This is a genomic window from Pantoea sp. PNT03 (assembly GCF_014852515.1).
Classification (GTDB): domain Bacteria; phylum Pseudomonadota; class Gammaproteobacteria; order Enterobacterales; family Enterobacteriaceae; genus Pantoea; species Pantoea leporis.
Map to the genome: position 1 here is coordinate 24,611 of NZ_JACVBT010000001.1, position 23,525 is coordinate 48,135.

The window sequence follows — 23,525 nt, forward strand, 5'->3', positions numbered from 1 at the left end:
GCAGTTTACACTGTCCTATCTGATGCTGAAGCGGACCTGCTATGAACCTGCGACCTCTTTTTCCTGCCTGTGCGCTGCTGCTGAGCGGCTGCGCCACCATTGTCGGCACTGAAACGCAACCGGTAAAAATCGACTCCCTGCCGCAAGGCGCGCGTTTCACCGTGCAGGATGAGACCGGCCGCGCGGTGGCGCAGGGCTATACGCCGCAAACCGTCGAGCTGGCGAAATCGACCGGGAATTACTTTGGTAAGAAGCACTATCAGGTGATGCTGGAGAGTCCGGGCTACGTGCCGCTAACCTTGCCGATCGAGGCCAATGCCAATCTGTGGTATTTGCTCGGCAATATTCCGCTGTTGGGCTTCCCCGGCTGGCTGCTGGTCGATCCCTTCTACGGCGGCATGTACGATCTCAAACCAGAACATCCACAGCCGAAGCTGAACGTCGTCGGCGCGCGGGGTTAATAAGCCCGCACCGATCGTAGCGGCGCAATTTATTGCGCAATCTTGCCGCGAAAAAAAACAGCGCAATTAATTGCGCCGCTACAAATCATTCAACAGTTTGAGTTACTGCGCGGTAGGCTTCACCATCGCATTGGCGCTTTTATGCTGCGCCAGATGTTGCTGCTGGAAAATGCACATGCGGATGGTGTTGCGGTATTCGCCGTTGATGAAAAATTCGTGCTTCAGTACGCCTTCCACCTCAAAACCCAGCTTGGTGTAGATATGCACCGCCTTCTTATTCTCTTCATCGACAATTAGATAGAGTTTGTAGAGATTCAGCACCGAAAAGCCGTAATCCATCGCCAGCTTTGCCGCTTTGGTGGCTAAGCCTTTGCCCTGATGGGAAGGATCGATAATGATTTGAAACTCAGCGCGGCGATGCACGTGATTAATCTCGACCAACTCCACCAACCCGGCTTTGTGTCCATCATGCTCCACCACAAAGCGACGCTCGGTTTGGTCATGGATATGTTTGTCATACAGGTCTGAAAGCTCGACAAACGCTTCGTACGGTTCTTCAAACCAGTAACGCATCACGCTGGCGTTGTTATCTAATTGGTGCACAAAGCGTAAATCTTCCCGCTCCAGCGGACGTAACTTAACCGTCATACGGTGTTCCTTGTTGTTGAATGTTGCTCCACGATGCGGCCCTGCGCCATACGCGCCGCGCGATCGCACATGTGATCGATCACATCCGGATCGTGGCTGACCAGCACCATGGTTAAACCATCTTTTTGCTTTAGATCGTTGAGCAGGTTGAGGATCTCAGCCTGCACCGACATGTCCAGCGCCGAGGTCGGCTCATCCAGCAGCAGGATCTTGGGTTCCAGCAGCAGGGCGCGCACAATCGCTACGCGCTGACGCTGACCGCCTGAAAGCTGATGCGGATAGCGATCCGCCAGCGCCGGATCGAGCCCGACATGGCGGAACCCGGCATTAATGCGGTCGTCGATGTTATCACGTTTGAGCATTTTCAGCGGTTCCGCCAGCGTGCGACGCAGGCGATGGCGCGGATGCAGCGAAGCGTAGGGATCCTGAAACACCATCTGCACATCGCGGCGCAGCTGGCCGGTAAACGCTTTGCCGGGCTGCACGGCGGTGCCCGCCAGCGACATGCTGCCGCTCCAGTGCGGATTCAATCCCGCCAGCACCCACAGCAGCGACGACTTGCCGCAGCCGGACGGACCAACCAGACCAAAACACTCACCGGCCGCGACCTGCAGCGACACATCGTGCACCACGGTGCGCAGCTCGTAACCTTGCTTGTGCGAAACGCTGAGGTTCGCTAACTCAATCATAATTCTTCTCCAGCGCGGCACGATCCAGCACCGGCAAACGCTCGCCGTGCGTGGCTTTACTCGGGCGACAGGCCCACAAGGTGCTGGTGTAAGGATGGCTGGCGTTGGAGAGTTCGGACGCCGGCAAGGTATCCAGCACGCGGCCCTGATACATCACCATCACACGTTCGCAGTGCTCGGAAACCTGTTGCAGATCGTGGCTGATCAGCAGCAAACCCATGTTGCGCTGCTCAACCAGACGACGAATTAGCGCCAGCACCTGATCGCGCATCGCGTGATCGAGTGCCGACGTAGGTTCATCGGCGATCAGCAGTTCAGGATCGGTGATCAGGGCGATCGCCAGCATCACGCGTTGCCCCATGCCGCCAGAAAGTTGATGCGGATAGCGTTTCATCAGCTGACGCGGGTCGGGCAAGCCCACCGCATCCAGCATCTCGCACACTTTCTCTTTACGTTCAGCGCGGCTCAATTTGTGGTGCAGCACCAGCGGTTCTTCCACCTGCCAGCCAATGGTGCGCGTGGGATTAAGCGCATATTTCGGATCCTGCATCACCATCGCTACTTTGCTGCCGCGCAGTTGAATCCAGTCACGCTCGCGCAGGCTCAACGCATCGGTGCCGACAATCTGCAAACGGTCGGCCTGCAAGTGCAGCGAAGGTGACAGCAAGCCCATCAGCGTGCGCGCGGTGAGTGATTTACCGGAACCGGATTCACCCACCAGCGCTACGCGCTCGCGGCCAATTTGAAAGCCGATGTTATCGACCAGCAGCGCATCATCGCTGCGAATCGTCAGGCCTTGTACATCAATTAACAGATCATTTGGCATGACGAGTATCCAGTCGGTCACGCAGGCCATCGCCTGTCAGGTTAAACGCCAGGCTGGCGAACAGAATCGCGCCGCCGGGTGCGGCGGCTACCCACCATTGGTCGAAGATCACTTTACTGCCTTCTGCCACCATCGAACCCCATTCGGCGGTAGGCGGTTGCACGCCCATGCCAAGGAAGCCGAGGCCCGCCGCTGAAAGAATGATTCCGCCGAGGCTCAGCGCGGCACGTACCACCGCCGTTGGCATACACAGCGGCAGAATGTGGCCAAACATCAGGCGTAAACCGGTGATGCCCTGCATGCGCGCGGCGGCGAGATAATCACTGCGGCGCAGCGCCAGCGTTTCCGCGCGCGCCTGACGGGCAAACGGCGGCCAGCTGGTGAGCGCCAGCGCCAGTGCGCCATTCATCAAGCCGGGGCCGAGCATGGCGACCAGCGCCAGCGCGATCACCAGATTCGGCAGCGACAGGAAGATATCGGTTATGCGCATCAACACGCGCTCGGTCCAGCCGCCCACGTAACCGGCGGTGATGCCGACCAGCAGGCCAACCGGAATGGTCAGCACCAGAATCAGTGACACCAACAGCAGCGTGGGGCGCGCGCCATAAATCACGCGTGACAGCAGATCGCGGCCAAAGCCATCGGTGCCAAACCAGTGCAGCGCCGATGGCGCCTGCAAACGCTGGGAGATGATCTGCGCATTGGGATCGAAAGGCGCCAGCAATGGCGCGAACAACGCCATCGCCACCACAATCAGCACCAACGTCAGGCCGATGGAAAGCGAGGTCACGCGCGCGCGGCGGCGGCGCGGACGCAGCGTTTCCAGTTCAGAGAGTTGTTGAGTCATCGGGTTCTCGGATCGGTTAACCAGGTCAGGGCATCGGCCAGCGCGTTGAGCAGAATAAAGCAGCTGCCAATTAGCAAGGTCGAGCCGAGAATCGCCGGTACATCGGAGGAAAACAGCGCGTTAGTCATGTAGCGACCAACGCCCGGCCAGGCAAATACCGTTTCGGTCAGTACCGAACCTTCCAGCAGCGTGGCGTAGGAGAGGGCGATAACGGTAATCAGCGTGCCCAGCACGTTGGGGAAAATATGACGCAGCAAAATGCGGCCACGGCTGGCACCTTTCGCACGCGCCAGCACCACATACTCTTTGCTGCTCTCTTCCAGCAGCGCCGCGCGCAGCAGGCGCGTGATACCCGCCATCGCCAGCAGGCCGAGAATCACCACCGGCAGCCACAAGTGGGCAATCGCATTGCGGAACATCTCGGCATCGCCGGACATCCAGCTATCAATCAGCACAAAGCCGGTTTTTGGCTCCAGCGTGTAGATCCAGATGTCATCAAGCTGGCCCGGTCCGGCGGACCAGTGCAGCACGGCATAAAACAGCAGCAAACCCAGCAAGCCGAGCCAGAACACCGGCACCGAGTAGCCGAGCAGCGAAACAAAACGCGCCACGTTATCGATGATGCTGCCCGGCTTCCACGCCGCCAGCAGCGCTAAGGTAATGCCGAACACCGCGGCAAAAATCATCGCGCAGGTGGCCAGCTCAATGGTGGCCGGGAAGGTGCGCATCAGATCGGCGCTGACCGGTTGATTGGTCAGATGCGATAAGCCGAGATCGCCGCGCGCCAAATGGCTGATATAGCGCCAGAACTGCACCAGCACCGGCTGATCAAGACCGAGATCGTGTCGCACCTGCGCGTAGGTGGCTTCGCTGGCGTGATCGCCTGCGATCTGTTGCACCGGATCGACTGGCGAAAGGTGCGACAGCATAAAAGTGAACGCTAACAAACCGACCAACGTCACCAGCAGCGAGAGCAGGCTGGTGACGATGTGGCTAACGCGTTGCCAAAGTGGCCGGGCGAACCCGGCCTGTGAAGCTGACACTGCCATTACTTAGAAACCTGCGAGTAATACACCATGTCCGGGTTGATGCCCTGCACATAGCCTTGCAGATTGTCGCGCAGCGCAATCAGGTTTTTCGCCTGCAAGCCAATCACGTACGGCGAGTTCTTCAGCACTTCACGCTGCATCGCCTGATAGAGTTCGACGCGCTTGTTGTTATCGCTCTCGGCGGTGGCGGCCAGCGTTTGCTTGTTCAGCTCCGGGATGTGCCAGTCAGAACGGTAAGCCACGGTTTTGCTGCCATCTTCCGGGTTGTAAGCGAAGGACGCGGCGTTGGTGTTGGGATCGAAATAGTCTGCGCCCCAGGCGTTCAGGGTGGCTTCATATTTGTGCGCCTTCACGCGGGTCGAGACTTCAGAGCTCAGGCCAGGTTGCACTTCCACTTTCACGCCGCCTTTGGCAAAGCTACCCTGCAGCGCCTGCGCGATATCGAGGTAAGGCGGCTGGTTGCTGGTGGAAAGCGTGAAGCTGACGTTGGTCAGACCGGCTTTCTTCAGAATCGCTTTGGCTTTTTCAGGATCGTAAGTGTATGGCGTGTCGTTGATTGCGCCGAGGAAGCCTTTCGGCAGGAAGGTTTGATGCACGTCGAACTGGCCTTTCAGCAGGTCGTTAGCGATACCTTTATAGTCGAATAGGTATCGAGCTGCTTCCCACAGCGCCGGGTTCTTCAGCACCGGGTTTTCACCGATGTTGAACTGAATGTAGTAGAGCGACGCCATCGGAATCGCTTCGGTCTTCACGCCCGCTTTGCCTTTCAACGAGGCGATTTGATCCGCACCGAGGTTACGCGCGATATCCACATCGCCCTGTTCCAGCAGCAGACGACGCGCAGCCGGTTCCGGAACGTTTTTAATCAGGATATTTTTCAGCTTCGGAGCGCCCGCTGGCGAAGTTGGATTCGCGCTCAGCAGAATCGCTTCGTGCAGCACCACTTTACGAATCTGATACGGGCCGCTACCGGCAGAGTGAGTACCGAGCCACGCGTGGCCGAAGTCACCGTTCTTCGCGTTGGCCTGCGCGGTTTTCTCATCAACAATCGAAGAGACCGGCGCGGAGAGCAGGCTGAGCACATACGCCGGGCTGACGTTGGCGCTCCAGCTGATCTGTACGTGGTTGTCATCAACCTTTTTCAGGAAGGTATCGACGTTGTCTTTATTCCAGCCAAGTTGGGTAAGAATAAAGGAGGGATCGAGGTTGAGTTTCACCACGCGACCCAGTGAGAAGATCACATCCTCTGGACGCAGCGGATTGCCGCTGGCGAACTGAGCGCCTTTGCGCAGTTCAAACGTCAGGCTGCGATTATCGCTGCCCGCTTGCCAGGACGTGGCCAGCGTTGGCTGCAAATCGGTTGGATTGGTGGGATCGGACTGAACCAGGCGCTGATAAATGTTAGTGAACGCTTGCACCGTGGTGAGTTCGAAGCCCTGCGCAGGGTCGAAGCTGTCGGCATCATCGGTAGACTGGGCAATCACCAGCGTATCTTTCGGCGTCGCTGCCTGAACAGAGAAGGCGGCTACCAGCGATAACGCCAGCAGTGATGGAATAATTTTTTTCATGTTGTTTCCTTGCCTAAAAAAAGTAACGCGAGTTTACGAGAGCGCAGCAGTGAAGAATAGTCAATTTCAGGCTATGCATATGCATTAATGATCTAAGACGCATGGTTCAGTTATAAGGGAAAACCGCACAATCCGTAGCGGCGCAATTCATTGCGCAATGTGTGGATGGGCTTTGGGTGCAGGATCGTTAATGCAAAATCGCGCGATTAATCGTGCCTCTACGGAATGTGCATCAGAGGTAATATCAACTCAACTGCAACGGAATATAAATGATGGGTGACTAACCGATAATTAACTTTACTTCGTTACTTGCCAGAATATAATGGCCGCAATTTCAAAGCAGGAGAGTTCAGTTGGACAGTCACCCTTTTAGTTGGCATCACAAGGCAAGCTGACGCGCGAACTTTTTTGTCGCTGCTTGCCAACACGGCGGGCAGCAATCCTCTCTTTTCTGATGATTGTTCCCTTTAAACGACATTGTAACGGGCCAAAGCCCGTGGGGATATCATCATGCACATGATTTTTAACACACTTTTCCCTCCGCCTCGATACGCGCGCTGAACCTCAGCGTGCTGATTAGCGCTGCACATTAGACGGCTTTTCGCTGTTCGATTGCGTGGTGTTTACCTTCGTCTTTATTTATTACTCGTTATTTTGCGAGCGACTCTTTTCGTCTTTAATTTCCGGGAGGTGATATGGAAATTCCCGACAGGTTATTTTTAATTTAACAAACGCATTGCCGTTAATTTAATTTGTGTGCCTCGCACGCAGGGATTTTTATTGCCGTAATAAAGAGGAATGTCACTATGACTGACATGAAACTCAACCAGGACAAAAAAGCCTGGAACACCACGCGCCAGCCGCGTCAAAAAACACCGCGTTACCTGATTGAAGATGAAGCCGGTTTTACTGCCGACGAAACGCTGGTGCGTCTGCGCAGCGATGCGCTTGGCCTGAGTGAACGTGAAGCCGAGGCGCGCCTGAATGTATATGGCCGCAATCAGGTCGAACACGACAAAGCGCCACCGGCGTTGTTGCAGTTGCTGCAGGCATTCAACAATCCGTTTATCTATGTCCTGATGGCGCTGGCGCTGGTGAGCTTTTTCACTGATTTCTGGCTGCCGCTGCGCAACGGCGAGGAGACCGATCTGACCGGTGTCATCATCATTGTGACGATGGTAACGCTCAGCGGTTTGCTGCGCTTCTGGCAGGAGTTCCGTACCAATAAAGCGGCGCAGGCGCTGAAATCGATGGTGCGCACCACCGCCACGGTGCTGCGTCGTGAGTCAGCGCAGCAAGCGCCGCTCAAACAGGAAGTCGATATCGCCACGCTGGTGCCGGGTGACATCATCTATCTGTCGGCGGGGGATTTGGTGCCAGCCGATGTGCGGCTGCTGGATTCACGCGATCTGTTTATCAGCCAGGCGATTTTGACCGGCGAATCGTTACCGGTTGAGAAGTATGACGTCACCGGCCACGTCACCAGCAAAAGCAGCGGTGCCAGCGAACAGGGCACATCGCTGCTGGAACTGGGCAGCGTCTGCCTGATGGGCACCAACGTGTCCAGCGGCAGCGCCAAAGCGGTGGTAGTGGCAACCGGCAGCGAAACTTACTTCGGTAGCCTGGCGAAATCGATTGTGGGTAATCGCTCACAAACCGCCTTTGACCGCGGCGTCAACAGCGTGAGCTGGCTGCTGATCCGCTTCATGTTGGTGATGGTGCCGGTGGTGTTGCTGATTAATGGCCTAACCAAAGGCGACTGGCTGGATGCTTCACTGTTTGCGCTGGCGGTAGCGGTAGGTTTAACGCCGGAAATGTTGCCGATGATCGTTAGCTCCAACCTGGCGAAAGGTGCCATCGCCATGTCGCGGCGTAAAGTGATCGTCAAACGTCTGAATGCGATTCAAAACCTCGGCGCGATGGATATTCTCTGCACCGACAAAACCGGCACGCTGACGCAGGACAACATCATTCTGGAGCATCATCTGGATTGTGCTGGCGTGGAGAACTCACGCGTGCTGATGCTGAGCTGGCTCAACAGCCACTATCAAAGTGGCACGCTGAATCTGATGGATCGCGCCATTTTGCAGTACGGCAAAAACCGCGTCAGCGAAGCGGTAAGCGATACCTATATCAAAGTGGATGAACTGCCATTTGATTTCATTCGCCGTCGCGTCTCGGTGGTGGTGCGCGATCGTCGTCTCAATCAGCAGATGCTGATCTGCAAAGGCGCGGTGGAAGAGATGCTGAGCATCGCGACTGCCGAGCGTGAAGGCAAACTGGTGCAGCCGCTGAACGAAACGCGTCGTGCAGAACTGCTGGCGCTGGCTCATCAATACAATGAGCAGGGTTTTCGCGTGCTGCTGGTGGCGAGCCGCGTGCTGGCGGATCCGGGTTTACAGCAGCCGCTGAGCGTGGCGGATGAGCAAGGCTTAACGGTAGAAGGGCTGCTGACCTTCCTTGATCCACCGAAAGAGAGCGCCGCCAAAGCTATCGGTGCGCTGCGCGACAATGGCGTTAGCGTCAAAGTGCTGACCGGTGATAATCCGGTGGTGACCGCGCGCATTTGCCAGCAGGTTGGCATCGACAGCGGCGCGATCGTCACCGGCGACCAAATTGCCCTGATGAGCGACGAGCAGTTGGCAGACGCCGCCGCACAGAGTGCGGTATTCGCTAAACTCACGCCGCTGCAGAAATCACGCATCCTGCGCGCGCTTCAGCAGCAGGGCCACACCGTTGGCTTCCTCGGCGACGGGATTAATGATGCGCCGGCGCTGCGTGATGCCGATGTGGGGATTTCCGTTGATAGCGCGGCGGACATCGCTAAAGAGTCCTCCGATATCATCCTGCTGGAAAAAGATTTGATGGTGCTGGAAGAGGGCGTAATGAAGGGACGCGAAACCTTCGGCAACATCATTAAGTACCTGAACATGACCGCCAGCTCGAACTTCGGCAACGTGTTCTCGGTGTTGGTGGCGAGCGCCTTTATTCCGTTCCTGCCGATGCTGGCGATTCATCTGCTGATTCAGAACCTGATGTACGATCTGTCCCAGCTGGCACTGCCGTGGGACAAAATGGACCGCGAGTTCCTGCGTAAGCCGCGTAAATGGGACGCGCGTAATATCAAACGCTTCATGTTGTGGATTGGGCCAACGTCGTCGATTTTCGATATCACCACTTTTGCGCTGATGTGGTTCGTGTTCGCGGCGAATACGCCAGAAATGCAGTCGCTGTTCCAGTCCGGCTGGTTTATTGAAGGCTTGCTGTCGCAAACGCTGGTGGTGCACATGCTGCGCACGCAAAAGATTCCGTTTATCCAGAGCCGTGCGGCGCTGCCGGTGCTGCTGACCACTGCGTGTGTGATGATCGCCGGCATTCTGCTGCCGTTCTCACCGCTGGGCGCGATGGTGGGATTGGTGCCGTTGCCATGGGCTTACTTCCCATGGCTGGTGGCAACGCTGCTCGGGTATTGCGTGGTCGCGCAGGGCATGAAAATGCTCTACATCAAGCGCTTTGGCCAGTGGTTTTAAACACATGGAGGTGAAATGCGTAACCGCAATCTCAATAAGGTGGTGTTTCACCTGATAATGATGATGGTTGTCATGGTGGTGTTAACGCTGGTGTTTCGTTAATGAAAAAAGGGCAGGATTTCCTGCCCTTTTCTTTACTCTTCGTCGGGCTGGTAATACTGCACGCCGATCTCAATGCGCTCGCGGCCGCTAGCTACACGATGGCGATTGCTGTCGCGCAGCGAGTAGATGCAGCCGCAATACTCCTGCTGATAGAAACGTTCGCGCTTGCTGATCTCAATCATGCGTGACGAGCCGCCACCTTTCCGCCAGTTGAACTCCCAATAAAGCATATCGGGATAGTGCGCCGCCGCGCGCACGCCGCAGTCGTTGATCTGCTGCATATTCTTCCAGCGCGAAATACCGAGTGAACTGGTGATCACCGGGAAACCGTTTTCATGTGCATACAGCGCGGTGCGTTCAAAGCGCATGTCGAAACACATGGTGCAGCGCACGCCACGTTCCGGTTCCCACTCCATGCCACGCGCCCGCTCAAACCAATTGTCTTTATCATAATCGGCATCAACAAAGGGCACGCCAAACTGCTCGGCAAAGCGGATATTCTCCTCTTTACGCAGCTCATACTCTTTCAGCGGATGAATGTTTGGGTTGTAGAAGAAGATGGTGTAATCGATGCCGGAAGCCAGCATCGCTTCCATCACTTCGCCCGAGCAGGGCGCACAGCAGGAGTGCAACAGGACTTTATTATGACCGTTGGGTAAGGGCAGCGGCTGGCGGGTAAAGGTGTCAGACATGAGCATTATTGGTTAATGGAGTGTTGGGTAAAGTCTAAGGGGATAGCGTTAAAGATGCAAAGTTGAGGGAAAACAGGCAATAAAAAAAGGCCGCAAACGCGGCCTCTGGATTGAGCGACGAACCTTATTCAGTCACTTTCTTTTTCAGATCGCTGGCACCTTCTTTGGTTTTATTCCAGCCTTTCTGCGTGCCTTCTTTGGTGGCATCCCAACCTTTCTCAGAACCTTCTTTGGTTTTGTTCCAGGCTTTCTGCGTACCTTCGCTGGCTTTGCTGGTCAGGTTATCGCTTTTGCCTTCTGCCGCATGCTTCGCTTTCAGCTGCTGCTCTTTACCTTCGTTCTGCGCCTGATGCAGTTTTTCTTTAGCGGTATTCGCACCGGCCTGCGCGTTAGCGACAGTTTCATCAGTTGCATGTGTGGTCGCGGCAAAAGCCGAAGATGCCATCAGAATGGCTGACAGTGCAATAATGGTCTTTTTCATAATTCCCTCTTTCATGAAATATGTCGTCTCAGGTAATCATCCTGGCACAGGCCGGGATGGAAAGATTTAAGAATAAACCAGGAATGAAAAAGGTCTAGTTTCGCTGGCAAAATCACCAGTAGATAGCATTTTAGGTTGTTGCAGGAAGGGATAAGAGCCACCTGAGCGGTGGCTCTGCAATATTAATCTGCTATCTGCCTGGCGCAGCATAGCAGTGGCGCAACGTGCAACGGTTGCGTACCGAGGTTGGCAATCAGGGATTGAACTTTACGCTGGTAACGTTGTGGAATCCGGGTGGCAATAAACACGCGATAGCCGAGGCGTTTATCGCCAGCCTGCCTGAGCTGTGGAGCCGCCTCTACTCTTCGTCGCGCTCTTTAGCGGCGCGCTGACGATCATAGAACTCATCTTCGGCGGCGATAATCTCATCCATCAATGAGTTCATATCCACTTCATGCACCTCTTCTACGAAGAGACCGGTGAGTGGCGTTTCTGGCGTCAGCTTTCCATCTTCATATAACTGCCAGATCTCTTTCGCATAGCGCGTTTGCAAAATCTGCGGAGCATATTGACCATAATAGGCGGTGATATTGTTCACATCGCGCTCAAACATCGATTCAGCGTGGTTGTTTGCCGCGGCATCAACCGCTTGTGGCAAGTCGATAATCACCGGTCCGTTGGCATCCTGCAGCACGTTGAATTCCGACAGATCACCATGAACAATGCCGGCGCACAGCATGCGCACGATATTGCGGATCATGGTATCGAAATCCTTCAGGGCGTTCTCTTCGGTCAGGAACACATCGCTCAGGCGTGGCGCAACCAGACCTTCTGCGTCTGTGACCAGCTCCATCAACAAAACGCCGTCGATGCAAATGTAGGGCTGCGGGACGCGTACGCCAGCATTCGCCAGGCGGAATAACGCATCAACTTCCGCGCTTTGCCAGGTCTCTTCTTGCTGCTTGCGCCCGAATTTCGACCCTTTTTGCATCGCACGTGAATTACGGCTGTTGCGGACTTTGCGCCCTTCCTGATAATGCACGGCCTGCTTGAAACTTCGTTGTGTGGCGTCCTTGTACACTTTCGCACACTGGATTTTGCCGCCCGTTAACACGGTATAAACGTCAGCTTCTTTGCCGCTTCTTAGTCTTTGTAGTACTTCATCTACCAGGCCATCATCGACGAGAGGCTGGAGTCGGTTTGGGATTTTCATGCGAGTCGCCTTGAAAGAGTCCAGATACAAAAAAGCCCGTAAGGCTTGCGCCATACGGGCTCTTAGGACTTCATCGAATGACTCTGGTGATCATCGATGGAGAATTTTGGTGGAGCTGGCGGGAGTTGAACCCGCGTCCGAAATTACTACACCGTCGGCACTACATGCTTAGTCAGTCTTTACATTCGCCGGCCAGCTGCGGACAGACACGCCACTGACAAACTAGCCTGATTAGATTTAGTGCTTCAACCCCAGGCAAGGCATCCACACGATCTCTTTTGGGTTTGACCTCTCTTGATCCCCGTCTTAAGAGCGGAAGCTAGGGAGAGAGGGCTTCAAAGCAGGTTATTAAGCTGCTAAAGCGTAGTTTTCGTCGTTTGCGACTATTTTTTTGCGGCTTTTTACGAGGCAAACCGCCCCTCGGCATGCTCCTAAGGCTTCACAATCCCGTCGAGTCCAGAATCAGCCCCAAGAAATTTCAATACTACAGACAAGCGACGCTAAAATCCAGCGCTTAACGCTTTGAATTCTTCATAATGCGCGCTTTGTCCATCTTCCATTCGCGCTCTTTCACGTCGTCACGCTTGTCGTGCTCTTTCTTACCGCGTGCCACACCGATCTTCAGTTTGGCCCAGGCATTCTTCCAGTACATCGACAGCGCAACCACGGTAAAACCTTCGCGGTTGACGCGACCGTACAGCGAATCGAGTTCGCGTTGTTTCAGCAGCAGCTTGCGGCTTCGCGTGGGATCACACACCACATGCGTCGAAGCAACCGCTAGCGGCTGGAAAGTAGAGCCGAACAGGTAAGCTTCACCATCGCGCAACAGAATGTAGCTATCGCTGATGTTAGCCTTACCGGCACGGAGTGATTTGACTTCCCATCCTTGCAACGACATACCCGCCTCGAACTCTTCTTCAATGAAGTATTCATGACGTGCGCGTTTATTGAGGGCAATAGTGGCTGAACCGGGTTTGTTAACTTTTTTCTTTGTCATAGTGCGGCGTAGTCTACATCACTCAGTTTATGGGCGCATCCCCTGTCCTGCAGGGCGGTAAAAAACACTCCATTTTAGCACAGCAAGCAAAGCCGTGAATTTTTGTTTGGTGACTGAAAATGGTATTATTCAATGGTTTTGTGATGAACAGGAACCATTATGGCCCAGATTAGTCGTTCAGCGCTGGTCCCTTATAGCGCTGAACAGATGTACCGTCTTGTGAATGACGTGGATGCTTATCCTCAGTTTCTGCCGGGCTGCACCGGCAGTCGCGTGCTGGATAACAGCGGAGATCAAATGACCGCGGCCGTTGATGTCTCGAAAGCGGGCATCAGTAAAACTTTCACTACGCGCAACACGCTGATCAGCAACCAAAGCATATTGATGCAGTTGGTTGATGGCCCGTTTCGTAAATTGACCGGCGGCTGGCATTTCACTTCATTAGGTGATGATGCCTGCAAGGTTGAGTTGAACCTCGATTTTGAGTTCACCAATATGCTGGTAGAAATGGCGTTCGGCCGCATCTTTAAAGAGCTGGCAAATAGCATGGTGCAGGCGTTCAGTCAGCGCGCAAAAGAGGTTTATCGTGCCTGATATCAGCGTGGAAGTGGTTTACGCACTGCCAGACAAGCAGTATATGCGTGCCGTAACGCTTGAAGAAGGCGCAACCGTTGAGCAAGCGATCAAGGCTTCGGGGTTGCTGTCACTGCGTAAAGATATTGACTTGAACTCGAATAAGGTTGGGATTTATAGCCGCCCGGTAAAATTGGGTGATGCCGTCCAGGATGGTGATCGCATTGAGATCTATCGTCCGCTGATTGCCGACCCGAAAGAGTTACGGCGTCAACGCGCAGAGCGGTCAGCTGAGAAGAAATAGTCGGAATGTAAAAACGAAAAAAGGCGCTTAAGCGCCTTTTTTATTGCCGTTCACTTAGCCTTCTTTGCCTGAGAGCTTCGGCTTATTGTCGATGTTAGTCAGTGTTCCGTTGCTGTCAAAGGTCAGCGTCAGCGTTTGCTGTTTCACACCTTCATGGCCTGGTTCCTGGCGGAACACGTAATACCAAACGTTGCTGCCAAACGGATCGCGCATCATCGGCGTACCGAGCGTGTAGGCAACCTGCTGCTGCGTCATGCCGTTGTGAATTTTCGACACATCGTTGGCGACCAGGTAATTCCCCTGATTGATATCCGGACGATACACAACGCGCTCAAGGGTGGAACATCCAGCGGTCATCATCAACATTACTACTGCCGCGGCAGTCAGCGTTTTACAGCGCATCTATACATTCCTTTTCTGGGGCCAAACGCCTTTCAGCAGGCTATTTTTTTGCCATCAAATTCCGAACTCTGCCTGCGGCAGGCTTTATTACTCAGACGACATAACTGCCGATGATAATAAACCTTTTCGCTATTTGAAACCTCTACAGAGCAAGCATATGACCACCAGCCGGGAAAAAAGTGCGGTATCAGGCGGCTAAAAGTTCTTTAGCGTTGGCCAGCGTGTTGCGCGTCACCTCGCTGCCGCCCAGCAAACGCGCCAACTCTTGCAGACGCGCGCGTTTATCCAGCGGCTGCATATGCGTTTCTGTCATCGCACCATCGGTCTCTTTGCTGACGTAAAAGTGCTGATGACCGCAGCCGGCAACCTGCGGCAGGTGCGTGACACACATAACCTGTGTTGACTCGCCCAGCTGACGCAGCATTTGACCGACAACAGCGGCGGTTGGGCCGCTGATGCCAACATCTACTTCATCGAAGATCATTGCCGGTGTTTCCATTTTCTGTGCGGTAATCACCTGAATCGCCAGAGCGATACGCGACAGCTCACCGCCGGAAGCCACTTTGCCCAGCGGCTGGAGCGGCTGGCCTGGGTTCGTCGTAACGCGGAAATCAATGCGCGTTGCGCCATCTGCGGTGAGTTGATCGGCATTGAACTCCAGCACAATGGCAAACTGGCCGTGCGGCATTGCCAGCGTGCGCATGCTTTGCGTAATCAGCTGGCTCAATTCTTGAGCGGAATGCTCGCGCAGTTGATGCAGATTTTCAGCGCTGACTAACGCGGCTTTGTGGTGGGCGACAACTTCAGACTGCAAAGTTTCCTGATCGCTCTCTTGCTGCGAAAGCAGTTCCGCTTCATCCAGCAACTGCTGATAAAGCACCGGCAAGGTTTCAGGTGCGACATGGTGCTTACGTGCCAATGCAATCTGCCGTGACAGACGTTGCTCCAGCTCATGCAGGCGATTGGGATCGAGATCCAGACGTTCGCAGTAGTGACGCAGTTCATCGCTGGCTTCACTGAGTTGAATCGCGGCTTCCTCCAGCAGATTGAACACGCCGCTGACTTTATTATCCAGCGTCACCAGTTCGCCCAGCATGTGACGAGCGCTATAAAGAAGGCTCTGCAGGTTGGTGTCATCCCCATCGGCGAGAATTTGCAGCGCTTGCTGGCTAGTGGACAGCAACTGGCCGCTGTTCGCCAGGCGTTTATACTCTTCATCAATCTGTTCAAATTCGCCCAGCTGCGGGGCAAATTCATTGAGTTCTTTCAACTGATACTGCAGTAGCTCGCGACGGGATTCACGCTCTTGCGAAAGCTGCTGATGCTGTGCCAGCGCGCGGCAACTCTGATGCCAGCGCTGATAGTGATGGCGCATTTCAGACAGCAAATCATCGTGGGCTGCATACGCATCCAGCAGATGTTTTTGGTGATCGGATTTGAGCAGCAACTGGTGAGCATGCTGGCCGTGAATCTGAATCAGCAACTGGCCCAGTTCACGCAACTGCGACAGCGGCACCGATGTGCCGTTGATAAAGCCACGCGAACGACCATCCGCGCTAATCACACGCCGCAGCAGACACTCATTGCCTTCATCCAGCTGATTCTCCACCAGCCAGCGTTGTGCGGAAGGCGAAGCTTTGAGCTGGAAACGGGCGCAGATATCAGCACGACTGGCACCCTGACGCACCATATCTGCTTCAGCGCGGCCGCCCAGACACAGGCCCAGCGCATCGATGGCGATAGATTTACCTGCGCCGGTTTCACCCGTGATTGCCGTCATACCACGATGAAAGTCGATCTCCAGTTCACGAACGATAGCAAAGTTACTGATGGTCAGTTGTGCCAGCATAGAATCACCTGTATGTAAAAACAGATATGGTTTTACATACAGTATATCCTGGTTTTTTATACAGTAAAGTAGTCAGCGCTGATTTTCAGAACAATTTTTTAGACCAGCCCAACTTTGAACTTAAGGTATTAAAATAGTTGTAATTTTTAGGATGGATAAGATTGAGATGATTGGCGCTACGGCGGATCAGGACATCTTCACCTTCCTGAATTGGCAAGGCAATCTGGCTGTCGCAACTGATCTCGAGATCGCTGCGCAGGGAAGAAAAACGCAGGCGGATGGTGCTGCTGCTGTTGATGACCAGCGGACGCGCAGAAAGCGTGTGCGGGAACATGGGCACCAGCGTAATCGCATCCAGCGACGGCGTCAGAATAGGGCCGCCCGCCGAAAGCGAATAGGCGGTGGAGCCGGTCGGTGTGGAGATAATCAAACCATCGGAACGCTGTGAAAAGGCAAACACCTCATCAATATAGACTTCGAATTCAATCATATGCGCAACTTTACCGGGATGCAGCACCACTTCATTAATGGCGCTACCAATGCGCGGCGAGCACGCTTCTTTGCATACCTGCGCCTCCAGCAAGAAGCGGCTCTCGACGAAGTAATCGCCCTGCAGCACATCGTCCAGCTGCTGTTGAGCATTGTCCGGATCGAGATCGGTGAGAAAACCGAGGTTGCCACGGTTGATGCCAATCACTTTGATGTCATAGCGCGCCAGCACACGGGCAGCACCAAGCATGTTGCCATCGCCACCAACCACCACAGCTAAATCAGCGCGTTGACCAATATCCGCAAGGCTGCCGGTTTGGGCATTTTTCAAATCCAGTTCGCGCGCAATCTGCTGCTCGACAATCACCTCATAACCCTTTGCCGTTAGCCAGCGCCAGAGCATTTCATGGGTGGTTAACGCAGTAGGATGGCGCGGATGGCCGACAATCCCGATGCAGTTAAAGTGTTTGTTCATTTAGCGCGAGTTCCTTATAAGCCAAAACGGCCAGGCAATGTGATGGGTTTACTTGAAACCGTCAAACTGATCCCCATAATAAGCCAACCAGCGAGATGAATGTGCAAAACGCGGAGAAATTCATGAGTAGTAAAGAACAGAACACCCCAAACGAGCAAGTCTCAGACGAAATTCAACAGGATCAGCAGCACGTGGACGCAGAGACAACCGCTGAGGTGGATCCGCGTGATGAGCGTATCGCGCAACTGGAAGCCGAGTTAGCCGTGTCGCAAACCGGCGTGCGTGATGCACAGCTGCGTGCGCAGGCGGAGATCGAAAATATTCGTCGCCGTACTGAAATGGATGTGGAAAAAGCGCATAAATTTGCGCTGGAGAAATTTGCCAACGAGCTGCTGCCCGTGATCGATAGCCTGGAGCGCGCGCTGGAAGTGGCAGACAAAGAGAACGCTGAACTGGCTTCGATGATCGAAGGTATCGAGCTGACGCTGAAGTCGCTGCTGGGCGCGGTGCGTAAGTTTGGCGTGGAAGTGGTGGGCGAAACCAATGTGCCATTCAATCCAGAGATCCATCAGGCGATGTCGATGATGGAATCAGAAGATATGGCGCCAAATCACGTGCTGATGGTGATGCAGCGCGGTTACACCCTCAATGGTCGCCTGCTGCGTCCGGCGATGGTGGCAGTGACCAAAGCCAAAGGCTAATCTGTCGCTGTAATAACAACGGCCGCTTAATGCGGCCGTTTGTTTATTATGGCAACACCGGCATCCAGTCAATTGGTGACTGGCCCGATTGGCTCAGCAGCGCATTCGCCTGCGAGAAGTGTTTACTGCCAAAAAAGCCACGATGCGCGGAGAGCGGAGAAGGGTGCGGCGCTTTCAATACATGATGACGCTGCGTATCAATGATGCTGCCTTTCTTCTGCGCATGCGAACCCCACAGCAAGAAAATTACCCCTTCGCGATGCTGATTGATGGCGCTGATGACGTTATCGGTAAAGGTTTCCCAGCCAAAGCGCGCGTGCGAATGCGCCTTACTGGCTTCCACCGTTAACACGGTGTTCAACAGCATCACGCCTTGTGTTGCCCAGCTTTCAAGAAAACCGTGTGTAGGACGCACAAAGCCGGGTACATCCTGCTCCAGCTCTTTGTACATATTTAGTAATGACGGCGGGATCGCCACGCCGGGCAGAACGGAAAAAGCCAGACCATGCGCCTGATTCGGCCCGTGATAGGGGTCCTGCCCCAAAATCACCACTTTGATATCGCCCAGTTCGGTCAGCCGAAAGGCATTAAACACATCCTTCTGCGGCGGATACACCGTTACGCCGGCAGCGCGTTCATTGGCCACCGCTTTCAGCGTTTCCACGAAGTAAGGTTTCTCTTTCTCTTCAGCCAGCACGTCGTGCCAGGTCAGCTTCTCAGCCATCGTTGACTCCCTGCAAAATAGTGCGCCTAGCTTAACGTGTCGGACTCAACAGCAGAAGGGTAAAAATAATTTGAATATTTACGTAAAATTTTAATTAGCGAAGTTGTTATGAATCAATTTGTTAGGTTTTCAGCGTGTAATCGTGACTGGACGAAATTGATACAGGTCAAAACGGCGCATTTCCCGCAGTGATATACCACAGCATTCCAAAACCTTATGAACCTCGCTGCCCAGTTGCGACAGCGTAAAGCCCTGGAGACCTACTATGATTACCGGTATTCAAATTACTCAGGCAAATAATCCACAGCTGTTGAACTCATTCTGGCTGCTGGACGATGATAAAGCCGAAGCGCGCTGCCTGTGCGCCAAAGGGGATTTCGCAGAAGATCAGATTGTTGCTATCAGCGATCTCGGCGAAATCGATTACCGTGAAATTCCACTTGAGCAGAAACCGCAGGTGCGCATCGAAGGTGGTCAGCACCTGAACGTTAACGTGCTGCGCCGCGAAACGCTGGAAGATGCCGTCAATCATCCGGAAAAATATCCGCAGTTGACCATTCGCGTATCCGGCTATGCCGTGCGCTTTAACGCGCTGACGCCAGAGCAGCAGCGTGACGTGATTACACGTACATTCACCGAAAGCCTGTAATTGCAGCGCTGACGATAAGACACACAGCAATACAAGCCGCGCCAATGTTGATTGGCGCGGCTTTTTTTTATCTGGCGAGTTTAAAAGAACGGTTCTTCAGGGCGGATGATAGCGAAAGCGCGTTTTCGCTACGCTTAAAACAAAAAAATCGCCTCAAAAGAGGCGATTAATTACAGCGAGTGCTGTTTTATTCCGCACCAGACTTTGGTGCATCGCTACCGCTTGGTTTGCGGCGTTTACCCACATTTTTGGTGTCGCGATGACGTTGCTTGACGCGCGGTTTCTCTTGTTCTTTCTCTTTACGCTCTTGACGCTTCGCAAGTGCTTTTTTCGACGGTTTTCCCGTCACTTTAGCACTTGGCGCACGGCTTTCTGGACGCAGCTCATCAATCACACGCGCTTTTAACGGCTCGTTGATGTAACGGGTGATTTTGCCCAGCAGCACGTGATCGTGCGCTTCAACCAGCGAGATCGCGGTACCTTTACGGCCCGCACGCGCGGTACGACCGATACGGTGCAGATAGGTATCTGCGGTGCGCGGCAAATCGTAGTTAATCACGTGCGAGATATCGTCGATGTCGATACCGCGCGCAGCAACGTCGGTGGCAATCATCACCTTTACGCGGCCATCATTCATACGCTTGATGGCTTCGTTACGGTTGACCTGCACCATTTCGCCTTCGAGATAGCTGGTGCGGATGCCCGCTTCATGAAGCCAGGTAACCAGCTCATGCAGGCGCTCACGTTTGCGCACAAATACAATGACGCGCGTGGCATCTGGCTGTTTCAACAGGTGAATCAGCAGCTTATTCTTATGCTCTAAATTATCGGCGCGGTAATACCATTGCTGGATTTTTTTGCGTTCGCTTTTGCTTGGGTCGGCCTCAATAAACACAGGCTCGTTGAGCAAACGCTCGGCGAAGTCTTTGATGTGCTCACCTTCCAGCGTCGCCGAGAACAGCAGCGTCTGTTTGCGCCAGCGGGTTTCTGCGGCGATGGTCTCGATGTCCTGCGCAAAGCCCATATCGAGCATGCGGTCAGCTTCATCGAGAATCAGCGTTTCTACGGCGCGGCAGTCAAAGTTCTCTTCTTTGATGTACTGCAGCAAACGGCCGGTGGTCGCGACGACGATGTCCTGGTTTTCGCTGAATACTTCGGCATGGTTCATATACGCCACGCCCCCGGTGATGGTGGCGATATCCAGATGCGTGTGTTTAGCCAACTCGCGCGCGTGATCGGCAACCTGCATCGCCAGTTCGCGCGTTGGGGTGATGATCAGAATGCGTGGTGGGCCTGATTTCTTGCGCGGGAAATCGAGCAAATGCTGTAAAGCGGGCAGCAAAAACGCTGCAGTTTTCCCCGTCCCGGTTGGAGCCGAACCCAGAACGTCACGGCCTTCCAGCGCGGCAGGAATGGTCTCGGCCTGAATAACAGTAGGGCGAGTGAAGCCTTTTTCCTGCAAAGCTTGTAGCAGGCTTTCGTCGAGTTCGAGTTCGGAGAATGTGGTTACGGTCATGGTCTACCTCAGTTTGGGGCGCTGATTATAGACAGAACGAATATAATCTTCATCTGTTTGTGTAGGTATTACCGGCGCAGGTGAATTCCCATCGCCACCACGTTACACTTCCGGCAGTAAAAAATTCAATGGTAGTGAAGTATGTCTCAGGACCAGCCGCACGCGCGGCCGACGTTAAGAAAAGACGGTTTTACCTTTAAGCAATTTTTCGTGGCGCACGATCGCTGTGCGATGAAAGTCGGCACCGATGGCGTGTTAATCGGGGCCTGGGCGCCAGTAGCCGGCGCGCGTCGCATCCTCGATATTGGCTGCGGCAGTGGTTTGATTGCGCTGATGCTGGCGCAACGTACGCCCAATTCGGTAGAGATTGATGCCGTCGAACTGGAAGCCAGCGCAGCGCAGCAGGCGCAGGAAAATATGCAGGCTTCGCCGTGGGCGGATCGCATCCACGTCCACCATCAGGATATTGTCCGCTGGAGCGAACAGTGTGAAAAACGCTTTTCGCTCATCGTCAGTAATCCGCCTTTTTTTGCGCCCGGTATGGCAACCGGCAGTGTCGCGCGTGATACCGCACGCAGCACCGCTACGCTCGACCATCTGACGCTGCTGCGTTGTGCCGCCCAGTTGATTGAAGAAGAAGGGCTATTTTGCGTGGTGCTGCCGGCTGAAGCTGGCGAAGCATTGATTTCACTGGCGCTGGCGGATGGCTGGCATTTGCGTTATCGCTACGATGTCGCCGCCTATGCGCAGCGCCCGCCGAATCGCGTGGTGTTAGGCTTTTCTCCCTCCGCCGGCGAAACCTTGCTGGAACGTCTCGCCATTCGTGATGAAGATAAAAGCTATTCAGCCGACTGGCTTAGCCTGGTGAAAGACTTTTACCTGTTCCGTTAGCTTCGGGCTGCAGGATGGTCGGTAACGCTTCATCCAGCAGATCGGGATTGTCGAGGGTAAAGTGCAGCCCTCGGCTCTCCTTGCGCTCCAGCGCACAGCGCACCATCAGTTCGGCGACCTGTACCAGATTGCGCAGCTCGAGCAGATTGTTAGAGAGGCGGAAGTGCGCGTAGTACTCGTCAATCTCCTGTTGCAGCAAATTAATACGCCGCAGCGCGCGCTCCAGACGTTTGGTAGTACGCACAATTCCCATGTAATCCCACATGAACAATCGCAGTTCATGCCAGTTATGCTGGATCACTACGCGCTCATCGGCATCATCAACGCGGCTTTCATCCCACGCGGGCAGATGTTCTACCGCCGCGATGTCCGGCAAGCGGGCGATCATATCTTCAGCCGCAGACCAACCGTAAACCAGGCACTCCAGCAGGGAGTTGGACGCCATGCGGTTTGCGCCATGTAAGCCGGTGTAACTCACTTCGCCAATCGCATACAGTCCGTCAACATCTGTACGGCCTTGCTGATCGACCATCACGCCGCCGCAAGTGTAATGCGCGGCTGGCACAATCGGAATCAACTGTTTAGTAAGATCGAGGCCAAAGGTCAGCAATTTTTCGTAAATCATCGGGAAGTGCGCGCGCACAAAGCTTTCCGGCTGGTGGCTAATGTCGAGATACATGCAATCGACGCCCAGCCGTTTCATCTCATGGTCAATGGCGCGCGCCACAATATCGCGCGGTGCCAGCTCGGCACGCTCATCAAAGTCAGGCATAAAGCGAGTGCCGTCAGGACGCAACAGCCAGGCACCTTCACCGCGCAGCGCTTCAGTCAGCAGGAAATTTTGCGCTTGTGGATGGAATAAACAGGTGGGATGGAATTGATTAAATTCGAGGTTCGCTACGCGGCAACCGGCGCGCCACGCCATGGCAATGCCATCGCCAGAGGCCACGTCCGGATTGGTGGTGTACTGATAGACTTTTGCTGCGCCGCCGGTGGCTAACACCACGGCGCGCGCGCGGCAGGTTTCCACCTGTTCACGTTTACGGTTCCAGATCCACGCGCCAACTACGCGGCGCTTGCCGGGCAGGCCAAGCTTATCGGAAAGGATCAAATCCACCGCATTGGTGCGTTCAATAATTCGGATGTTAGGATGGCTCAGCGCCTGGCTTACCAGCGTGGTTTCCACCGCGCGGCCAGTGGCATCGGCGCTATGCAGAATGCGGCGATGGCTGTGCCCGCCTTCGCGCGTGAGGTGGTAACGCGCTTCACCCTCAGCCTGCGGCTCTTTATCGAAGGCGACGCCGTTATCAATCAGCCACTGCACGCAGTGACGCGCGTTGCTGGCGATAAAGCTCACCGTATCGCGGTCGCACAAGCCGGCACCCGCAACCAGCGTGTCTTCAACGTGTGATTCGATGCTGTCCGTTTCATCAAACACCGCCGCAATCCCGCCCTGCGCATACAGCGTTGAGCCCTCATTCACCTGCGCTTTACTCAGCACGGTAACCTGATAATGCGGCGCTAAGCGCAGCGCTAACGATAAACCTGCCGCACCGCTGCCGACGATGAGGACATCACACTGATATTCCGGGAGAGAAGTCATGATGTTTAATTTACTAAACAAAAGGTGGCTTGAGCATAAGCCGTGATGGGGGTGCTGTGAAGTATTTTGAACCAACTGCGCGGAAAAATTATTCAGCGGGTAGAGATAGTAGCGTGAATTCAGTGAGTTAACTCTGAAATTGAGCACAATGTGTTTTTTATATCAAACACTCTGAAAATTCAGGGAATAAAGGTGAAAATGACGGCGTCATAAGGTACTCTGCCAGCGATTATCGGTGCCGCAAAA

Annotated in this window: 24 protein-coding genes and 1 other RNA gene; 8 read left to right on the top strand and 17 right to left on the bottom strand. The window is 54.4% G+C overall.

Features of this window, described 5'->3' with window-relative positions; all coding sequences use genetic code 11:
- Positions 1–41: 41 nt before the first annotated feature.
- Positions 42–461, top strand: coding sequence for a hypothetical protein (locus IB226_RS00120; RefSeq protein WP_008101619.1), 420 nt, complete (start codon positions 42–44; stop codon positions 459–461).
- Positions 462–563: 102 nt separating this feature from the next.
- Here the strand turns inward: IB226_RS00120 and speG are convergent, their stop codons facing one another.
- Genes speG through IB226_RS00150 form a run of 6 tightly spaced genes read right to left on the bottom strand, consistent with a single transcriptional unit; the run spans position 564 to position 6,088 of the window.
- Positions 564–1,109, bottom strand: coding sequence for a spermidine N1-acetyltransferase (gene speG, locus IB226_RS00125; protein WP_008101618.1), 546 nt, complete (start codon positions 1,107–1,109; stop codon positions 564–566).
- On the bottom strand, positions 1,106–1,798 hold the full coding sequence (locus IB226_RS00130) for an ABC transporter ATP-binding protein (RefSeq protein ID WP_137386313.1): 693 nt from the start codon (positions 1,796–1,798) through the stop codon (positions 1,106–1,108). Before IB226_RS00130 ends, speG begins: the two co-directional genes overlap by 4 nt.
- The gene (locus tag IB226_RS00135; RefSeq protein WP_061718038.1) at positions 1,791–2,624 is read right to left on the bottom strand and encodes an ABC transporter ATP-binding protein; all 834 of its coding nucleotides are present in this window, start codon (positions 2,622–2,624) and stop codon (positions 1,791–1,793) included. Before IB226_RS00135 ends, IB226_RS00130 begins: the two co-directional genes overlap by 8 nt.
- Complete coding sequence (locus IB226_RS00140; protein ID WP_101763443.1) at positions 2,614–3,471, bottom strand: ABC transporter permease; 858 nt, start codon at positions 3,469–3,471, stop codon at positions 2,614–2,616. Before IB226_RS00140 ends, IB226_RS00135 begins: the two co-directional genes overlap by 11 nt.
- Positions 3,468–4,520, bottom strand: a complete 1,053-nt coding sequence (locus tag IB226_RS00145; protein ID WP_192232967.1) for an ABC transporter permease — start codon at positions 4,518–4,520, stop codon at positions 3,468–3,470. Before IB226_RS00145 ends, IB226_RS00140 begins: the two co-directional genes overlap by 4 nt.
- Positions 4,520–6,088, bottom strand: a complete 1,569-nt coding sequence (locus IB226_RS00150; RefSeq protein ID WP_101763445.1) for an ABC transporter substrate-binding protein — start codon at positions 6,086–6,088, stop codon at positions 4,520–4,522. Before IB226_RS00150 ends, IB226_RS00145 begins: the two co-directional genes overlap by 1 nt.
- Positions 6,089–6,894: 806 nt before the next feature.
- Between IB226_RS00150 and mgtA the strand changes: the two genes are divergently transcribed.
- Positions 6,895–9,618 carry a magnesium-translocating P-type ATPase gene (gene mgtA / locus IB226_RS00155; protein ID WP_192232969.1) on the top strand — a complete coding sequence of 908 codons (2,724 nt, stop codon included), beginning with the start codon at positions 6,895–6,897 and terminating at the stop codon, positions 9,616–9,618.
- 134 nt (positions 9,619–9,752) lie between these two features.
- On the opposite strand, the gene IB226_RS00160 is transcribed toward mgtA, so the two are convergent.
- On the bottom strand, positions 9,753–10,412 hold the full coding sequence (locus tag IB226_RS00160; protein ID WP_008101584.1) for an epoxyqueuosine reductase QueH: 660 nt from the start codon (positions 10,410–10,412) through the stop codon (positions 9,753–9,755).
- A 124-nt stretch (positions 10,413–10,536) separates the two neighbouring features.
- Positions 10,537–10,893 (bottom strand): hypothetical protein, encoded by a 357-nt coding sequence (locus IB226_RS00165; protein ID WP_110868297.1) that lies wholly within the window; start codon positions 10,891–10,893, stop codon positions 10,537–10,539.
- A 224-nt stretch (positions 10,894–11,117) separates the two neighbouring features.
- Here IB226_RS00165 and IB226_RS00170 point away from each other — a divergent pair, with 224 nt between their 5' ends.
- Complete coding sequence (locus tag IB226_RS00170) at positions 11,118–11,285, top strand: hypothetical protein (RefSeq protein WP_192232972.1); 168 nt, start codon at positions 11,118–11,120, stop codon at positions 11,283–11,285.
- Here the strand turns inward: IB226_RS00170 and IB226_RS00175 are convergent.
- The 3 genes from IB226_RS00175 to smpB all read right to left on the bottom strand — a co-directional run bounded on the left by IB226_RS00175 (position 11,252) and on the right by smpB (position 13,103).
- Positions 11,252–12,106 carry a PA4780 family RIO1-like protein kinase gene (locus IB226_RS00175; protein ID WP_101763447.1) on the bottom strand — a complete coding sequence of 285 codons (855 nt, stop codon included), beginning with the start codon at positions 12,104–12,106 and terminating at the stop codon, positions 11,252–11,254. The genes IB226_RS00170 and IB226_RS00175 overlap by 34 nt on opposite strands.
- Positions 12,107–12,213: 107 nt before the next feature.
- Positions 12,214–12,576: a transfer-messenger RNA gene (gene ssrA, locus IB226_RS00180) on the bottom strand.
- Positions 12,577–12,620: 44 nt separating this feature from the next.
- Positions 12,621–13,103: an SsrA-binding protein SmpB gene (gene smpB / locus IB226_RS00185; RefSeq protein ID WP_007886141.1), complete on the bottom strand. Its 483-nt coding sequence runs from the start codon at positions 13,101–13,103 to the stop codon at positions 12,621–12,623.
- A gap of 159 nt (positions 13,104–13,262) precedes the next feature.
- Between smpB and IB226_RS00190 the strand changes: the two genes are divergently transcribed.
- Together IB226_RS00190 and IB226_RS00195 are read left to right on the top strand one after the other, a co-directional pair.
- Complete coding sequence (locus tag IB226_RS00190; protein ID WP_008101549.1) at positions 13,263–13,697, top strand: type II toxin-antitoxin system RatA family toxin; 435 nt, start codon at positions 13,263–13,265, stop codon at positions 13,695–13,697.
- Complete coding sequence (locus IB226_RS00195; RefSeq protein ID WP_110868282.1) at positions 13,690–13,980, top strand: RnfH family protein; 291 nt, start codon at positions 13,690–13,692, stop codon at positions 13,978–13,980. The genes IB226_RS00190 and IB226_RS00195 overlap by 8 nt, the downstream gene beginning before the upstream one ends.
- Positions 13,981–14,034: 54 nt before the next feature.
- Here the strand turns inward: IB226_RS00195 and bamE are convergent, their stop codons facing one another.
- The 3 genes from bamE to nadK all read right to left on the bottom strand — a co-directional run bounded on the left by bamE (position 14,035) and on the right by nadK (position 17,195).
- A complete protein-coding gene (gene bamE / locus IB226_RS00200; protein WP_101763449.1) occupies positions 14,035–14,382 on the bottom strand; it encodes an outer membrane protein assembly factor BamE in 348 nt (115 codons plus the stop codon).
- Positions 14,383–14,569: 187 nt separating this feature from the next.
- A complete protein-coding gene (gene recN / locus IB226_RS00205; RefSeq protein ID WP_101763450.1) occupies positions 14,570–16,231 on the bottom strand; it encodes a DNA repair protein RecN in 1,662 nt (553 codons plus the stop codon).
- A gap of 85 nt (positions 16,232–16,316) precedes the next feature.
- Entirely contained in the window at positions 16,317–17,195 is an 879-nt protein-coding gene (gene nadK / locus IB226_RS00210) for an NAD(+) kinase (RefSeq protein ID WP_061718023.1), read from the bottom strand.
- Positions 17,196–17,317: 122 nt separating this feature from the next.
- On the opposite strand from nadK, the gene grpE reads away from it, so the two are divergent.
- Positions 17,318–17,896, top strand: coding sequence for a nucleotide exchange factor GrpE (grpE, locus tag IB226_RS00215; protein ID WP_101763451.1), 579 nt, complete (start codon positions 17,318–17,320; stop codon positions 17,894–17,896).
- Between the two features lie 46 nt (positions 17,897–17,942).
- Here grpE and ung read toward each other — a convergent pair whose 3' ends face one another.
- Positions 17,943–18,620 (bottom strand): uracil-DNA glycosylase, encoded by a 678-nt coding sequence (gene ung, locus IB226_RS00220; RefSeq protein WP_192232974.1) that lies wholly within the window; start codon positions 18,618–18,620, stop codon positions 17,943–17,945.
- Positions 18,621–18,885: 265 nt separating this feature from the next.
- Between ung and grcA the strand changes: the two genes are divergently transcribed.
- A complete protein-coding gene (grcA, locus tag IB226_RS00225) occupies positions 18,886–19,269 on the top strand; it encodes an autonomous glycyl radical cofactor GrcA (RefSeq protein WP_192232976.1) in 384 nt (127 codons plus the stop codon).
- A gap of 187 nt (positions 19,270–19,456) precedes the next feature.
- Here grcA and srmB read toward each other — a convergent pair whose 3' ends face one another.
- On the bottom strand, positions 19,457–20,785 hold the full coding sequence (srmB, locus tag IB226_RS00230) for an ATP-dependent RNA helicase SrmB (RefSeq protein WP_137386305.1): 1,329 nt from the start codon (positions 20,783–20,785) through the stop codon (positions 19,457–19,459).
- 141 nt (positions 20,786–20,926) lie between these two features.
- Here srmB and IB226_RS00235 point away from each other — a divergent pair, with 141 nt between their 5' ends.
- Complete coding sequence (locus IB226_RS00235; RefSeq protein WP_192232978.1) at positions 20,927–21,676, top strand: tRNA1(Val) (adenine(37)-N6)-methyltransferase; 750 nt, start codon at positions 20,927–20,929, stop codon at positions 21,674–21,676.
- Here the strand turns inward: IB226_RS00235 and nadB are convergent.
- Positions 21,642–23,279, bottom strand: coding sequence for an L-aspartate oxidase (gene nadB, locus IB226_RS00240; RefSeq protein ID WP_192232980.1), 1,638 nt, complete (start codon positions 23,277–23,279; stop codon positions 21,642–21,644). The two genes, IB226_RS00235 and nadB, sit on opposite strands and share 35 nt — an antisense overlap.
- Positions 23,280–23,525: the final 246 nt, after the last annotated feature.